At 69.3% G+C, this 15,306-nt stretch carries 11 protein-coding genes; 3 read left to right on the top strand and 8 right to left on the bottom strand.

Annotated features, from left to right (window positions below):
• Positions 1-94 precede the first annotated feature (94 nt).
• Positions 95-865 (bottom strand): SDR family oxidoreductase, encoded by a 771-nt coding sequence (locus ACWGRX_RS11280; protein WP_452117606.1) that lies wholly within the window; start codon positions 863-865, stop codon positions 95-97.
• Between the two features lie 159 nt (positions 866-1,024).
• Here ACWGRX_RS11280 and ACWGRX_RS11275 point away from each other — a divergent pair, with 159 nt between their 5' ends.
• Complete coding sequence (locus ACWGRX_RS11275; protein ID WP_291639377.1) at positions 1,025-1,813, top strand: HesA/MoeB/ThiF family protein; 789 nt, start codon at positions 1,025-1,027, stop codon at positions 1,811-1,813.
• A gap of 10 nt (positions 1,814-1,823) precedes the next feature.
• On the opposite strand, the gene gshB is transcribed toward ACWGRX_RS11275, so the two are convergent.
• The 3 genes from gshB to rsmI all read right to left on the bottom strand — a co-directional run bounded on the left by gshB (position 1,824) and on the right by rsmI (position 4,150).
• Entirely contained in the window at positions 1,824-2,771 is a 948-nt protein-coding gene (gene gshB, locus ACWGRX_RS11270) for a glutathione synthase (RefSeq protein ID WP_291648067.1), read from the bottom strand.
• A gap of 69 nt (positions 2,772-2,840) precedes the next feature.
• Positions 2,841-3,221, bottom strand: coding sequence for a YraN family protein (locus ACWGRX_RS11265; protein WP_452117605.1), 381 nt, complete (start codon positions 3,219-3,221; stop codon positions 2,841-2,843).
• A complete protein-coding gene (gene rsmI / locus ACWGRX_RS11260; protein ID WP_452117604.1) occupies positions 3,218-4,150 on the bottom strand; it encodes a 16S rRNA (cytidine(1402)-2'-O)-methyltransferase in 933 nt (310 codons plus the stop codon). The genes ACWGRX_RS11265 and rsmI overlap by 4 nt, the downstream gene beginning before the upstream one ends.
• A gap of 175 nt (positions 4,151-4,325) precedes the next feature.
• Between rsmI and ACWGRX_RS11255 the strand changes: the two genes are divergently transcribed.
• On the top strand, positions 4,326-5,543 hold the full coding sequence (locus ACWGRX_RS11255) for a penicillin-binding protein activator (RefSeq protein ID WP_452117603.1): 1,218 nt from the start codon (positions 4,326-4,328) through the stop codon (positions 5,541-5,543).
• A gap of 167 nt (positions 5,544-5,710) precedes the next feature.
• Here the strand turns inward: ACWGRX_RS11255 and ACWGRX_RS11250 are convergent, their stop codons facing one another.
• On the bottom strand, positions 5,711-7,996 hold the full coding sequence (locus ACWGRX_RS11250) for an NADP-dependent malic enzyme (protein WP_452117602.1): 2,286 nt from the start codon (positions 7,994-7,996) through the stop codon (positions 5,711-5,713).
• A 156-nt stretch (positions 7,997-8,152) separates the two neighbouring features.
• A complete protein-coding gene (locus tag ACWGRX_RS11245; RefSeq protein WP_452117601.1) occupies positions 8,153-9,985 on the bottom strand; it encodes a methyl-accepting chemotaxis protein in 1,833 nt (610 codons plus the stop codon).
• A gap of 103 nt (positions 9,986-10,088) precedes the next feature.
• Here ACWGRX_RS11245 and mutS point away from each other — a divergent pair, with 103 nt between their 5' ends.
• Positions 10,089-12,821, top strand: coding sequence for a DNA mismatch repair protein MutS (gene mutS, locus ACWGRX_RS11240; protein WP_452117600.1), 2,733 nt, complete (start codon positions 10,089-10,091; stop codon positions 12,819-12,821).
• A 106-nt stretch (positions 12,822-12,927) separates the two neighbouring features.
• Here the strand turns inward: mutS and ACWGRX_RS11235 are convergent, their stop codons facing one another.
• Both ACWGRX_RS11235 and ACWGRX_RS11230 read right to left on the bottom strand, forming a co-directional pair.
• Positions 12,928-14,151: a TIGR03862 family flavoprotein gene (locus tag ACWGRX_RS11235; protein ID WP_452117599.1), complete on the bottom strand. Its 1,224-nt coding sequence runs from the start codon at positions 14,149-14,151 to the stop codon at positions 12,928-12,930.
• The gene (locus ACWGRX_RS11230) at positions 14,148-15,191 is read right to left on the bottom strand and encodes a GMP reductase (RefSeq protein ID WP_291639395.1); all 1,044 of its coding nucleotides are present in this window, start codon (positions 15,189-15,191) and stop codon (positions 14,148-14,150) included. Before ACWGRX_RS11230 ends, ACWGRX_RS11235 begins: the two co-directional genes overlap by 4 nt.
• Positions 15,192-15,306: the final 115 nt, after the last annotated feature.

Below are 15,306 nucleotides of genomic sequence, written 5' to 3'. Positions count from 1 at the left end.
CTCTATGCGTCACGATGGCACGGCTTTTTAAAAGGGCCAAGCGGCTGCGCGAGAGGTAAGCCGCCCGGCGTTTCGCAAGCGCGTCCGGGCTCCGTCAGCCGCGCTGGATCGAGACCCCGCCATCGGCGAGGAAGGCCGTGCCGGTGACGAAACTCGATGCGTCCGAGGCCAGGAAAAGCGCGGCCCTTGCGATCTCCTCCGGCCGCGCCATGCGCTTCAGGGCGTGCAGCCCCTCGACGAAGGCCAGCACCTGCGGCCCGGCATCGGGCGCGTTGGTGAAGCTCGCCGGCGTGTCGGTGCCGCCCGGCAGCAGCGCGTTGACCCTGATGCGCTGGCTCCCGAGTTCGGCGGCGAGCGCCTTGACCAGCCCGATCTGCCCGGCCTTGCCCGCGGCATAGGCGGATGCGCCGGAGAGCCCGGCCGTGTAGCCGACGAAGCTCGAGGTGAAGATCAGTGAGCCACCGCCGCGCGCCTGCAGCGCCGGAACCTGGTATTTCGCGCCGAGGAAGGCGCTGGTCAGGTTGGTCTCGATCAGCTCGCGCCAGGCCGCCGCCGAGATCTCCGCCACCGGCGCCAGCTCGCCGACCGCCCCGGCATTGTTGAAGGCGATGTCGAGCCCGCCGAAGCGCTCGGTCGCCGCCTCGACCAGGCGCTGCGCCAGCGCTTCGTCGCGGATGTCGCCGGCAATGGCGAGCGCCTCGCCGCCCGATGCGGCGATCTCGGCTGTGAGCGTGTCGAGCTCGTCCTGGCGCCGCGCCGTCACCACCACCCTTGCGCCCTCGCTGGCGAACAGGCGGGCGGCGGCGCGCCCGATCCCGGAGCTCGCCCCGGTGACGAGCGCGACCTTGTTGCTGAGAACCGTCATGTCATTGCCTTTCGTGCCGCAGGAAACTGCGGCACGGTGGTCGCAGGCGGCGGGCGGGCGCAGACACCCGCTTCCTGCCACGGCATGGCACCCGATTCCCGGCTCCGCCGTCCAGGCACCCGATTGCTGCGCGGGCGCGATCGGCCTAATCCTGAGGGCATGATGCTGAGCGACGTCGAGATCGAGCGCTATGCCCGCCATCTGGTGCTGCCGGAGATCGGCGGCCCCGGTCAGGCCCGGCTGAAGCGTGCGCGGGTGCTGGTGATCGGCGCCGGCGGGCTCGGTGCGCCGCTGCTCGCCTATCTCGCCGCGGCCGGCGTCGGAACCATCGGCATCGTCGACGACGACCATGTCTCGCTGTCGAACCTGCAGCGACAGATCATCTTCGGGACCGAGGATATCGGCGCCCGCAAGGCGGTGGCGGCGGCTGGCTTCGTCAAGCGGCTGAACCCGCATGTCCAGATCGAGGAATATGTCACGCGGATCGATCCGCACAATGCCCGTGCGCTCGTCGCCTTTTATGATGTCGTTGCCGAAGGCTCGGATAATTTCGCCACGCGCTATGCGGTCTCCGATGCCTGCTTCCACGAGGGCAAGCCGCTGGTCATGGCGGCGCTCGGGCGCTTCGACGGCTCGCTGACCACGATCCGGGCGCATGAGAAGGCGCCGGACGGCACGCCCAACCCGACCTATCGCTGCCTCTTCCCGCAGGAGCCGCCGGCAGGCACCGTCGCGCCTTGCGCCGAGGCCGGCATTCTCGGTGCGCTGCCCGGCGTCATGGGTTCGCTGATGGCGCTCGAGGTGCTCCGGGCGGTCGCCGGCTTCGGCGAGCCGCTGGTCGGCAAGCTGCTGCTCGTCGATGCGATGGCGATGCGCTTCGAGACGATGCGCTATCGCTGGGATCCGGAGAACCCGCTGAGCGGGGCGGCTGTCGCCGCCACGGGATGAGCCGGGGCGCTCAGAGCGCCGCCCGCTTGGCCTCGATCACGTCGAAGAGCTGCGCCGCCAGATCCGGCCCGCCGAGCTTCTTGATGGCGCGCACACCGGTCGGGGCGGTGACGTTGATCTCCGTCAGCTTGCCGCCGATCACGTCGATGCCGACCAGCAGCAGGCCGCGTTCCCTGAGCGCCGGGCCGATGCGTTCGCAGATCTCGAGCTCGCGCTTGGACAGGTCGGTCGGCCGGGCGGCGCCGCCACGTACCATATTGGCGCGCAGATCGCCCTCGGCCGGCACGCGGTTGACCGCGCCGGCCGCCTTGCCGTCGATCAGGATGATGCGCTTGTCGCCCGCAGTGACCTCCTTCAGGAAGGCCTGGACCACCCAGGGCTCGCGGAAGAGATTGGCGAAGAGGTCGCAGAGCGAGCCGAAATTCGGGTCGCCCTTGCCGGTCTTGAACACGGTCGCGCCGCCATGGCCGTAGAGCGGCTTCATCACGATCTCGCCGAACTCCTCGCGGAAGGCCTCGATCTCGGCCTTGTCGCGGGTGATCAGGGTCGGCGGCATCAGCTCCGGGAAATGCGTGACGAACAGTTTTTCCGGCGCGTTGCGGACCTCGGCGGGGTCGTTGACCACCAGCGTCTTCGGATGGATGCGCTCGAGCATATGCGTCGAGGAGACATAGGCCATGTCGAAGGGCGGGTCCTGGCGCAGCAGCACCACGTCGAGCGTCGAGAGGTCGGTGCGCTCGGGCTCGCCCAGCGTGTAGTGGTCGCCCTCGACATCGCGGACCTCGACCGGGTTGATCACGGCCGTGACCTTGCCGTCGCGCAGGGTGAGTTTGTCCGGGGTGTAGGTGAAGAGCTTGTGGCCGCGCGCCTGCGCCTCCAGCATCAGCGAGAAGCCGGTGTCGCCGGCGATGCGGACCTTTTCGATCGGGTCCATCTGGATGGCGACATTCAACGGCATGGCGGCGCTCCGGTTGGGGAGCGCTTTATCGGTCCTGCCGGCGCGGCTGCGCAAGAGGGGAGCTCTGCGTCAGAGCGTGAGCTCGAAGACGGCGGGGACATGGCGCGGCAGGCGCCAGGGCGCGAGGAAGACCACATCGGCCCGCAAATGGCGCTGCATCGCCCAGGGATTGCGGGCCAGCCATTGCCGGATGCGCGCCTCGATCAGGCGCCTTTTGTCGGCGGTGATCGTGCCTGCGGCTTCGTCGAGCGTCGCGCGGCGCTTGACCTCGACGAAAGCGATGCTCCTGCCGCGCGCCATGATCAGGTCGATCTCGCCGCCCTTGCCGCCGAAGCGCCGTTCCAGCAGGCGATAGCCCTTGGCGCCGAGATAGAGCACTGCGAGCCATTCGCCGCGGCGCCCGGAAAGACCGGAGCGGCGGGCACGACGGCTGCGGGCCGCCTCGCTCACGGCGTCCGCGTCAGCTCGAGGGCACGGGCATAGACCAGGCGCCGCGGCTGGCCGCTGGCGGCGGTGACCTGCGCCACGGCTTCCTTCAGCGACAGCGTTTCGAGCGCCGCCCGTAGCGCCTCGTCGAGCGTGGCGCCGCTCGGAGCCAGGGCGGCGGCGTCCGGCGGGCCGATGATCACCACGATCTCGCCGCGTGCCTCCTCGGACTCGTCATAATGGGCGGCGAGCTCGGACAGCGCGCCGCGGCGGACATTCTCGTAATATTTGGTCAGCTCGCGCGCGACCGCGCCCGGCCTTTCGCCGAGCACCATCGCCGCGTCGCCCAGCATCTCGGCGAGCCGGCGCGGCGATTCGAAGAAGACCAGCGTGCCGGGGATGGTGGAAAGCTCGGTCAGCCGGGCTTTGCGCGCCGCGCTCTTCGGCGGCAGGAAGCCCTCGAAGAAGAAGCGGTCGGTCGGCAGGCCGGCGAGCACCAGCGCCGCCAATACGGCGGAGGGGCCGGGGATGCCGGTGACCGGCAGGCCCTCCGCCACCAGCTCGGCGACGAGCTTGTAGCCGGGGTCGGAGACCAAGGGCGTGCCGGCATCCGAGATCAGCGCGAGCTTGCCGCCCTGGCGCAGCTTCTCGAGGATTTTCGGGCGCATCTGCGCGGCATTGTGCTCATGATAGGGCAGGAGCGGCGTCGCGATGCCGTAATGCGCCAGCAGCGTCTTCGAGGTGCGGGTGTCCTCGGCCAGGACGGCGTCGGCGGCGGCGAGGGTCGAAAGCGCGCGGAACGAAATGTCCTTGAGGTTGCCGATCGGCGTCGCGACGATGTGCAGGCCGGGCGCCAGTGGCTCGGCCTCGGCCCGCAGTCCGAAGGCGGTGTAGCTCGGCGAGGCATCTTTGGCGCGGCCCGGGGGCGGCGCGGCGGGAGAAGGTGCTGACATGGCGGCGAAACTGCCACAGGCGCCGTCCGTATACCATCGCGCCGATGGCAACTCATAGTTAACAGCTTGAAAATACCATCCCTGGCTGGCAGGTATTCTCCCATTATCCGGGGGGATACGCACCGCCGGGCGCCGTCGTGACGATGCGCCCCGCCCAGCAGTGGAGACAAAACCCGTGTCGCGCCCAGTTGGAACTCCAGATCAGGCGCCCCTCGTCGGCGTCTCGCGGCGGCTGATTCTGGCCAGCGGCGCCACGCTCCTGCTCACCGCCTGCAGTGGCGGCACCTCCGGTTTGCCCGGCTTCGACGGCGCAGCCGGCGGGGCTCCTGCGGCTCCGACCGGCCCGACGCTCGGGACCGGCTCGGTCAAGGTCGGGCTGATCCTGCCGCTGACCGCGGAAGGCGCAGGCGCGACCGTCGGCAACTCCTTGAAGAACGCCGCCGAGATGGCGCTGGCCGAATTCCCCGGCGCCGACCTGACCTTGCTGCTCAAGGATGATCGCGGCACGCCCGACGGAGCCCAGGCCGCCGCCCAGGCGGCGCTGCGCGAAGGCGCCGAACTGATCATCGGCCCGCTCTTCGCCCCCTCGGTCCAGGCCGTGGCGCAGGTGGCCCGTGGCGCCGGCAAGCCGGTGATCGCCTTCTCCAGCGACAGCAATGTCGCCACGCGCGGCGTCTATCTGCTGTCCTTCCCGCCCGAGAACGACGTCAACCGGGTGATCGCCTATGCCTCCTCGCAGGGCCGCAAATCCTTCGCCGCGATGGTGCCGGACACCGCCTATGGCAAGGTCGTCGAGGCCGCCTTCCAGCAGGCGGTGGCCGATCGCGGCGCGCGCGCCGTCGTGATCGAGCGCTTCGGCGCCGACGCCAACAGCATGCGCGCCTCCGCCGGCCGGCTGGCGCCGGCCCTGCAGCAGGCCGATGCGCTGTTCGTGCCGGGCGATGCCAACGCCATGCCGCAGCTCGGCCTGATCCTGCAGCAGGCCGGCTACGATCCGGCCAAGATCAAGCCGCTCGGCACAGGCGTCTGGAACGATGCCGCCGTCGCCCGCATCCCCGCCATTCAGGGTGGCTGGTTCGCCTCGCCCGATATGGCTGGCTTCAACGCTTTCGCCGGTCGCTACCAGAAGCGCTTCAACAGCTCGCCGACCCGCACCGCGACGCTCGCCTATGACGCGGTCTCGCTCGCGGCGGCGCTCGCCCGCACGCAAGGAAGCCAGCGCTTTTCCGAATCCGTGCTGACCAATCCGTCCGGCTTCGCCGGTGCCGACGGCGTCTTCCGCTTCCGGGCCGATGGCCAGAACGAGCGCGGTCTCGCCGTGCTCGAGCTGCGCAACGGCCAGATCGTCACGGTCAACGCCGCCCCGCGCGATCTCGGTCCCAGGACGAACTGACGCTCGCCGTCTTTCCGGGGCGCGGCGAAGCCACGAGCCCGGAACCTGTATCCGCTGAAAATGCAGAAAAAGGGCGGCACGTTGGCCGCCCTTTTTTACATGGTCGTCGTGTTCATGGATTCCGGGCTCGGGCCTTCGGCCCGCCCCGGAACGACAGGCGAATTTTCTCACCCGCCGATGTTGAACGCCGCCAATGCCGCCATGTTGACGATGTCGGAATCCTTGGCGCCGAGCGGCACGATCTGCACCGGCTTGTCGAGGCCGACGATCAGCGGGCCGATTACGGTCGAGCCGCCGAGTTCCTGCAGCATCTTGGTCGAGATCGAGGCCGAGTGGAATGCCGGCATGACCAGGACGTTGGCCGGGCCGGTCAGGCGGCAGAACGGATACTGCGCCATCAGATCGCGGTTCAGCGCGACATCGGCGGCCATCTCGCCGTCATACTCGAAGTCGACGCGCTGATTGTCGAGGATCGCGACCGCCTCGCGCACCTTCGCCGAGCGCTCGCCCGGCGGGTGGCCGAAGGAGGAGAACGCGAGCATCGCGACCTTCGGCTCGTAGCCGAGGCGCCGCGCCACGCCGGCCGCCTCGATGGCGATCTCGGAGAGCTCGCGCGCCGTCGGCATTTCGTGGATCGCCGTATCGGCGACGAGCACGGTGCGCCCGCGCGCGACCACCACGGAGACGCCGATGACGCGATGGCCCGGCTTCTCGTCGATGACGCGGCGAACCTCCTCGAGCGCGATCGAATAATTGCGGGTGACGCCGGTCACCATCGCATCGGCATCGCCCAGCGCCACCATGGCGGCCGCGAAATGATTGCGGTCCTGGTTGATCAGGCGCTGGCAGTCGCGGAACAGATAGCCCTGCCGTTGCAGGCGCTCATAGAGATATTGCGCATAGGCGCTGTTGCGATGCGAAAGCCGGGCGTTCTGGACCTCGATGCCCTTGGCGGCGAGGTCGACGCCGAGGAAGGTCGCGGTCGCGGTGATCCGATCCTCGCGGCCGATCAGGATGGCGTGGCCGAGCCCCTGGTTGACGAAGGAGGCGGCGGCGCGGATCACCTGCTCCTCCTCGCCTTCGGCGAAGACGACCCGCTTCGGATAGCGGCGGACGCGCTCGGTGATGCGGTTGAGCGTGCCGGCGACCGGGTCGCGCCTCGCCGAGAGCTGCGCCTTGTAGTCGGCGGTGTCGATGATCGGCTTGCCGGCGACGCCGGATTCCATCGCCGCCTTGGCGACGGCCATCGGCACGACATGGATCAGGCGCGGGTCGAACGGGACCGGGATGATGTATTCCTTGCCATAGCGCGGGCGCGCGCCCTGATAGGCGGCGGCGACCTCGTCGGGCACGTCCTCGCGGGCCAGCATCGCCAGCGCCTCGGCGGCGGCGATCTTCATCTCCATGTTGATCGTCGTGGCGCGCACATCGAGCGCGCCACGGAAGATGAAGGGGAAGCCCAGCACGTTGTTGACCTGGTTCGGATAATCCGAGCGGCCGGTCGCCATGATCGCGTCGTCGCGCACCGCCGCGACCTCCTCCGGCGTGATCTCGGGATCCGGGTTGGCCATGGCGAAGATGATCGGGTTGTCCGCCATGGAGGCGACCATCTCGGGCGTCACCGACCCCTTCTGCGACAGGCCGAAGAAGGCGTCCGCTCCCTTCATCGCTTCCGTGAGGGTGCGCCGGTCGGTGACGGCGGCATGAGCCGATTTCCACTGGTTCATGCCCTCGGTGCGACCCTGATAGATCACGCCCTTGGTATCGCAGAGGATGACGTTCTCGGGCTTGAAGCCCATCGCCTTGAGCAGCTCGATGCAGGCGATGGCGGCGGCGCCGGCGCCGTTGATGACGAGCCTGGTCGTCTGGATGTCGCGCCCGGTCAGGTCGAGCGCATTGATCAGGCCGGCGGCGGCGATGATCGCGGTGCCGTGCTGGTCGTCATGGAAGACCGGAATGTCCATCAGCTCGCGCAGGCGCTGCTCGATGATGAAGCATTCCGGCGCCTTGATGTCCTCGAGATTGATGCCGCCGAAGGAGGGGCCGAGATAGCGCACCGAGTCGATGAACTTGTCGGCGTCCTCGGTATCGACCTCGAGATCGATTGAATCGACGTCGGCGAAGCGCTTGAACAGGACCGATTTGCCCTCCATCACCGGCTTGGAGGCGAGGGCGCCGAGATTGCCGAGGCCGAGGATCGCGGTGCCGTTGGTGATCACCGCCACCAGGTTGGAGCGTGTCGTGTAGTCATAGGCCCTGGACGGATCTTCCGCGATCGCCAGGACCGGCACGGCGACGCCCGGCGAATAGGCCAGCGACAGGTCGCGCTGGGTCGCCATCGGCTTGGTCGGAACGATTTCGAGCTTGCCCGGCCTGCCTTGCGAGTGGAACAGCAATGCTTCCTGGTCGGTGAAGGTCGGGCGGGTGCGTTTGATTGGCGGGCGATCGTTCATGCCGTCGTTCTTTATGAGCGTTTCCTCGGGGGGAAACGACCATAGGGCAGTGCGCCTGCGCTCCACAAGGCGCGATTGCGGCGCGTTACTCTTGCCGGCGTGGAGAAGATCGCACTGCGGCACGCGCTTCGCAGGTGCGGTGTCGGCGCGTCGCCTTCAGAGCCGGCCGCGGACGCGCGCGACGAAGTCGACGACATAGCGGTCGAGCTCGACCGCCTGCTCGCTGACGCGCCCGGCCGCCTCGACCACCCGCGAGGCGGTTTCGCCGGTCGAGCGCGCCTCGTCGCCGAGTGCCGCGACGTTGCCGGTCACCGTCGTCGTCGAGCCGGCGACGGCCAGAGCGTCGGCGGCGATGCCAGAGGCGATCGTCCCTTGCATGTTGACGACGCGGGCGATCGTGCCCGAGGTCGTCTCGATCGTGCCCATCGTCTCCTCGATCTGCCCGACGGCCTCGGCCGCGGTCGCGGCGGCGGCGCGGATCTCCTCCAGCGTCGCCGCGATGTCGCGGGTCGCCTTCTGGGTCTGCTCGGCGAGGTTCTTGACCTCGCCGGCAACCACCGCGAAGCCGCGCCCGGCGGCGCCGGCCCGCGCCGCCTCGATGGTCGCGTTCAGCGCCAGGAGATTGGTGCGCGCCGCGATGTCCTCGATGAAGGCGAGCACCGCGCCGACCTGATCGGTGGCCAAGGCGAGGCCGTTGACGTCCCGCCGGGTCGAGCGGACATGGCTCGCCGCCAGCTGCGCCTTCTCCGCCGCCAGCCCGGTCTGCCGGGTCAGCTCGCGGATCGAGGCGTCGATCTCCTCGGCCGCCAGCGCCACGCTGCCGACGCGGTGCGAGGCGAGCTGCGCCTGCTGGGTGACGTCGACCGCCCGCTGGGTCGTCTGGTCGGCATTCGCCGCCATCTGCTGTGCCGCCTCGTGCATGTCGCGGGCCGATTCACCGACCTGACGCAAGGCCTTGCCGACTGTGACCTCGAGATTGCCCGCGAGCTCCTCGAGCGCCGAGCGGCGCAAGCTCTCGATTTCGTCGCGCCGGGTCTCGAGCGACCTCTCGGGGGTGGTGTCGAGCAGGATGCCGTCCCAGATCACCGTGCCGTCGGCGAGACGGCGGCATGTCGCTTCGCTGCGCAGCCAGACGACGCCGCCGTCGACGCCGGCATAGCGCGCCTCGAAGCGCCAGAAATCGCCGTAGCTCCGCGGGTCGGCGCGGGCCGCCTCGAAGCGCGCCCGGTCCTCGGGCAACATCTTGCCGAGCCAGGCTTCCGGGTCGCGCTCGACCTCCTCCTTGGTGATCCCCAGCAGCCGGTCGATCGCGAAGGAGGCGAAATGATAGCTCAGCGAGCCGTCGGGATGGGCGATGCGCTGGTACAGCGTGCCCGGCGCCCGTTGCATCAGCGAGCGCAGCCGATAGGCGGTGTCGCGGCGTTCGCGGTCATTATGGACGACGAGCCCGACCAGCACCGTGCCGATCGCGTTGACCAGGATGATCGTCGGCACCGCATCGCGCAGGAAGCGTTCGGCCACCGCCCGGCTCGGCATGAACAGCACGGAGAGCAAGAGGCAGACCGCGCCGATCAGGCTGAGCACGACGAAGTCGCCCAGCCGGAAGGGTCGGCGCTGGCGCGCCAGCCAGGCGGCATAGGCGACGCCCGCCAGGGCATTGAGGACGATGCCGGCCAGGCCTGTCGCCATGCCGACCCCGCCCTGGCTGTAGCGCAGCGCCGCGAGCGGCAGCGCAGTCAGCACGGCCGCTATCGGCCCGCCGATCGGTCCGGCGAGGATGGCGAGCGTGTTGCGGGAGTCGACGACCAGGCCGGCTTCCATGACGAAGGGAAAGGTCATGCTGCACAGCGCCGCCGCTGCGAGCAGGACGCCGATGGCGACCTGGCGCAGGATCGGCCGCTGGTCGAGCCAAGGCGCGACGACGGTCACCACCAGCGCGGCGAGCAGCAGGAAGGAAAGGCTCTCGACGAGGTTGATCAGCAGCGACATGGGGGCCTTCGGCCGGAAAATGGCGTGCTGAGCCTGCTTTCAATTGTTGAAAGTCTCCCTAACGGATGGCCTTGCCGCCACGATTTGCTAGCGTGCCGGCGCGATGCACAGCACCTCTCCCCGCGACACCAAGACACCCCCTGCCGCCACTGCCGCGAGCGCCGATCCCGGCCGCGTCACGCCGATGATGGCGCAGTACATCGAGATCAAGACCGCCAATCCGGACAGCCTGCTGTTCTACCGGATGGGCGATTTCTACGAATTGTTCTTCGCGGACGCCGAGATCGCCTCGCGCACGCTCGGCATCGTGCTGACCAAGCGCGGCAAGCATCTCGGCGAGGATATCGCCATGTGCGGCGTCCCGGTCGACCGGGCCGACGACTATCTCCAGCGCCTGATCGCCGCCGGTCATCGCGTCGCGGTCTGCGAACAGACCGAGGACCCGGCCGAAGCCAAGAAACGCGGCGCCAAATCGGTGGTGAAGCGCGATGTCGTCCGCCTCGTCACGCCCGGCACCATCACCGAGGAGCGGCTGCTCGAACCTGGTCGCGCCAGCCTGCTCGTCGCCGTGGCGCGGCGTCGGCTCAGCGATGTCGGCTATGCCTATGGCATCGCCGCCGTCGACATCTCGACCGGCCGCTTCAGTGTGCTGGAGACCGATGCGCGTGGCCTGCCCGTCGAGCTGGCGCGTCTCGATCCGCGCGAGATCGTCTGCCCGGATGCGATCCATGAGGATCCCGAGCTGAAGGAGATCTGGCGCGACGTGCCGGCCGCCGTGACGCCGCTGGCGCGCGAAGGACTCGATCCGGCCTCCGGAGAAAGGCGGCTGAAGGAGTTCTTCGGCGTCGCCACGCTCGATGCCTTCGGCGCCTTCAGCCGCGCCGAGATCGCCGCCGCCGCCGCTGCGCTCGCCTATGTCGAGCGCACCCAGTTCGGCGCCCGCCCGCCGCTCTCGCCGCCGCGGCGCGAGGGCGAGAGCGCGACCATGCTGATCGACGCCGCCACCCGGGCCAATCTCGAACTGATGCGCACTCTGTCCGGCGAGCGCGCCGGCAGCTTGCTCGCCACCATCGACCGGACGCAGACGCCGGGCGGCAGCCGGCTCCTGGCCGAGCGTCTCGCCGGGCCGCTCACCGACCCCCTGGAAATCGCGGGCCGGCACGATGCCGTCGCCGCCCTCGTCGAGGCCCCCGGGCTGCGCGAGGATCTGCGCCGCGATCTCGCGCGGGTCCCCGACATCGCCCGCGCCCTGTCGCGCCTGGCGCTCGACCGCGGCGGACCGCGTGATCTCGCCGCGCTCGGCGCCGGGCTGGAAGCGGCCCGCGCCATCGCCGCCGCCTTGCTGCGCCATGGCGAGATCCCGCCGGAACTGCGCGAGGCGGCATTGGCGCTCGGCCGCACCGATCCCGATCTCGGCGCCCGTCTTTCGGCGACGCTCGCCGAGGAGCTGCCGCTGCTGAAGCGCGACGGTCGCTTCGTGCGCGAGGGCTTCGACGGGGCGCTCGACGAATTGCGGCTGCTGCAGGTCGATTCGCGCAAGGTGATCGCCCAGCTCCAGGCCCGCTACGCGGCCGAGACCGGCTGCCGGACGCTGCGCATCAAGCATAATTCCATGCTCGGCTACTTCGTCGAGGTGCCGCAGGCCGTCGGCGAGGACTTCCTGAGGGAGCCCTGGCGCGCCGTCTTCGTGCACCGCCAGACCATGTCGGACGCGATGCGCTTCTCCTCGGTCGAGCTCGGCGAGCTCGAGGCCAAGATCGCCTCGGCCGCCGACCGGGCGCTGAAGCTGGAATTGTCGATCTTCGCCGATCTGACCGCGGCGGTGCTGGCCCAGGCCGAGCCGATCAAGGCGGCGGCGCTGGCGCTGGCCGCGATCGACGTCGCCGCCGCGCTGGCGGAGCTCGCGGTCGATGGCGGCTGGACCCGGCCGCTCGTCGACGAGGGCGCGGCCTTCGCGATCAAGGCGGGCCGCCATCCCGTGGTCGAGGCGGCGCTGAAGCGCGAGGGCCAGCCCTTCGTCGCCAATGACAGCGAGCTTTCGGCGGCCGGCAAAAGCCGGGACGGCCGCATCTGCCTGATCACCGGCCCGAACATGGCCGGTAAGTCGACCTTCCTGCGTCAGAACGCACTGATCGCCGTGCTGGCGCAGATGGGCTCCTTCGTACCGGCGCAAAGCGCCCATATCGGCGTGGTCGACCGGCTGTTCTCGCGCGTCGGTGCCGCTGACGATCTCGCCCGGGGACGTTCGACCTTCATGGTCGAGATGGTCGAGACCGCCGCGATCCTGAACCAGGCCGGGCCACGGGCGCTGGTCATCCTCGACGAGATCGGCCGCGGCACCGCGACCTTCGACGGGCTCTCGATCGCCTGGGCGGCGATCGAGCATCTGCACGAGGCCAATCGCTGCCGGGCCCTGTTCGCGACGCATTATCACGAGCTGACCGCGCTGGCGGAACGGCTCGACCGGGTTGTCAACGCCACCGTGCGCGTCACCGAATGGAATGGCGAAGTGGTCTTCCTGCACGAGGTCGTACCCGGCGCCGCCGACCGTTCCTACGGCATCCAGGTCGCCAAGCTCGCCGGCCTGCCCCCGGCCGTGGTCGAGCGCGCCCGCGCCATTCTCGGCGAGCTCGAGAAGAGCGAGCGCGAGAAGCCGGTCGCGGCGCTAGTCGACGACCTCCCGCTTTTCGCCGCGCAATTGCGCAGCCCGCCGCCCGCGCCTGCGGTCGCTGCCGGTCCCGATCTGCTCAGGGAGGCGCTCGCCGGGCTCGATCTCGACGAGATGACGCCACGCGAGGCGCTGGAAGCGCTCTACCGGCTGAAGGGATTGAACTGAGAGCGACCTCATCCTGAGGAGGCCCGCAGGGCCGTCTCGAAGGATACTCCAGAAATCTCCCGAGCCTCCTGAAACATCCTTCGAGACGCGGGCTGAAGCCCGCTCCTCAGGATGAGGGCTTGTTTAGAAACCGCCCGATCCCCTCGGCCGCGGCGACGCCGGTGGCAAAGCAGGCCTGCAGCAGGTAGCCGCCGGTCGGGGCCTCCCAGTCGAGCATCTCGCCGGCGACGAAGACACCGGGCAGGCGCTTCAGCATGAAGCCTGCGTCGATCTCCTCTGCCCGGATGCCGCCAGCCGTCGAGATGGCGCGGGTGATCGGCGCCGTCCCGGTCAGCCGCAGTGATGCGGTCTTGATCAGCCTTGCGAGGTCGTTGGTCTCCGTCGGCAGCGGACCGCCTGCCGCGTCGCGCAGCACCGCGATCGCGACCGGCGACAGGCCGGCCGCCTTGCGCAGATGGTTGCTGAGCGTCTCGCCGGCGCGGCGGCGTGCGAGGCGGGCGGCGAGCGCGGCCTCGTCGAGATCGGGGCGCAGGTCGACGGCAAGATCGGCATGGCCGCTGCGTGCGATCGTCTCGCGCAAAGGCCCCGACAGCGCATAGATCGCACCGCCCTCGATGCCGTTGGCGTCGATCATCGCCTCGCCTGTAACGCGCCGCCCGGCGAAGGACAGCGCGATCCGCTTCAGTGGCACCCCGGCGAAGCGCTCGCGCATCAGCGCCGACCAGTCGACCGAGAAACCGGCATTGGCGGGCCTTAGCGGCGCGACCGCGACGCCCCTTGCCGCCAGGATCTCCTGCCAGCCGCCATCCGAGCCGAGCCTTGGCCAGCTCGCGCCGCCGAGCGCCAGCAGCGTCGCTGCCGGACGAAGCGTTTCGACCGTTCCGTCGCGATTCTCGAAGTGCAGCGCGCCGCTCTCGTCCCAGCCTGTCCAGAGCCGGCCGGAATGCAGTCTGACGCCGAGCCCGGCGAGCCGCGCCAGCCAGGCGCGCAGCAGCGGCGAGGCCTTCATCGCCTTCGGGAAGACCCTGCCGCTCGAGCCCACGAAGCTCTCGGCGCCGAGCCCGTCGGCCCAGTCGCGCAATGCCTCCGGCGGGAAGGCCCGGATCGCCGGCTCCAGCCAGTCGCGCGCTTCGCCATAGCGGTCGAGAAATCCGTCGAGCGGCTCGGAATGGGTCAGGTTGAGTCCGCCGCGCCCGGCGAGCAGGAATTTGCGCGCCGGCGAAGGCATGCGTTCGTAGAGCGCCACCCGGTGTCCGGCCTGTGCCAGCCGCTCGGCAGCGATCAGCCCAGCCGGGCCGGCGCCGATGATGGCGATATCGGCTTCGCTCAATTGCCGAACACGGTGTTGAGCTGGGCGCCGACCAGGATGAAGCTGGTACGCTTCGACATCTCCTTGAGGCGGACCGCGCCGATATAGGTCATCGCCGAGCGGACCCCGCCCATGATCTCCTGCATCGTGCCCTCGACCGGGCCGCGATAGGACACCTCGACGGTCTTGCCCTCGGAGGCCCGGTATTTGGCGACGCCGCCGGCGTATTTGTTCATCGCCGTGTCCGAGGACATGCCGTAGAACACCATCGCGACCGGCACCTTCTCGCCGTCGCGCTCCTCATAACGGATCTCGCCCTCGCATTCGTCATGGCCGGCGAGCATGCCGCCCATCATCACGAAATCGGCGCCGCCGCCATAGGCCTTGGCGACGTCGCCCGGAACGGTCAGCCCGCCATCGCCGCAGACCAGCCCTTTGAGGCCGTGTGCCGCATCGGCGCATTCGATGATCGCCGAGAGCTGCGGATAGCCGACGCCGGTCATCTTGCGGGTGGTGCAGACCGAGCCCGGACCGATGCCGACCTTGACGATGTCGGCACCGGCCAGGATCAGCGCCTCGGTCATGTCGCCGGTGACGACGTTGCCGGCCATGATCGCCGCGTTCGGGAAGGCCTCGCGCGTCGCCTTGACCGTGTCGACGAATTTCTCGGTGTAGCCATTGGCGACGTCGAGGCAGATCTTGTCGATCGGCGCCTTGGCATGGACGGCCTTGAGCTTGTCATGGTCGGAATCGGTCGTGCCCAGCGAATAGAAGGCGTTGACCGAACCCGGCTCCTTGAAGAAGGCGATCAGCTCTTCCGCGTCGTAATGCTTGTGCAGGGCGACCATGGCGCCGTGCTTCAAGAGCGCGCGCGCCATCGCCATCGTCCCGACCACGTCCATATTGGCGGCGATCAGCGGGAAGCCGCTCCATTCGCGGCCGGTATGGGCGAAATGGAAGCTGCGATTGACGTCGACCTCCGAACGGCTGGCGAGCGTCGAGCGCTTCGGCCGGATCAGCACGTCGCGGAAATCCAGCTTCGGGTCGTTCTCGATACGCATGGCAAAAGCTCCGGCGGCTGGCGCAGACGGTTGAATGGCGCACGCGGGATAAGGGAGCGTGCCGGGATTCATAGCCGCTCGGAGCCGCTGGAGGCAATGCGCCGGATGTCGCGCC

Source organism: Allobosea sp. NPDC055594, assembly GCF_053618995.1.
Note: the sequence above shows the minus strand (reverse complement) of the source record. Positions and strands in the feature narration are given on the sequence as shown.

What these genes read in the sequence shown, in the direction of transcription:
- ACWGRX_RS11280 (WP_452117606.1), bottom strand. Translation starts at nt 865, where the DNA reads ATGACGGTTCTCAGCAACAAGGTCGCGCTCGTCACCGGGGCGAGCTCC.
- ACWGRX_RS11275 (WP_291639377.1), top strand. Translation starts at nt 1,025, where the DNA reads ATGATGCTGAGCGACGTCGAGATCGAGCGCTATGCCCGCCATCTGGTG.
- gshB (WP_291648067.1), bottom strand. Translation starts at nt 2,771, where the DNA reads ATGCCGTTGAATGTCGCCATCCAGATGGACCCGATCGAAAAGGTCCGC.
- rsmI (WP_452117604.1), bottom strand. Translation starts at nt 4,150, where the DNA reads ATGTCAGCACCTTCTCCCGCCGCGCCGCCCCCGGGCCGCGCCAAAGAT.
- ACWGRX_RS11250 (WP_452117602.1), bottom strand. Translation starts at nt 7,996, where the DNA reads ATGAACGATCGCCCGCCAATCAAACGCACCCGCCCGACCTTCACCGAC.
- ACWGRX_RS11245 (WP_452117601.1), bottom strand. Translation starts at nt 9,985, where the DNA reads ATGTCGCTGCTGATCAACCTCGTCGAGAGCCTTTCCTTCCTGCTGCTC.
- mutS (WP_452117600.1), top strand. Translation starts at nt 10,089, where the DNA reads ATGCACAGCACCTCTCCCCGCGACACCAAGACACCCCCTGCCGCCACT.
- ACWGRX_RS11230 (WP_291639395.1), bottom strand. Translation starts at nt 15,191, where the DNA reads ATGCGTATCGAGAACGACCCGAAGCTGGATTTCCGCGACGTGCTGATC.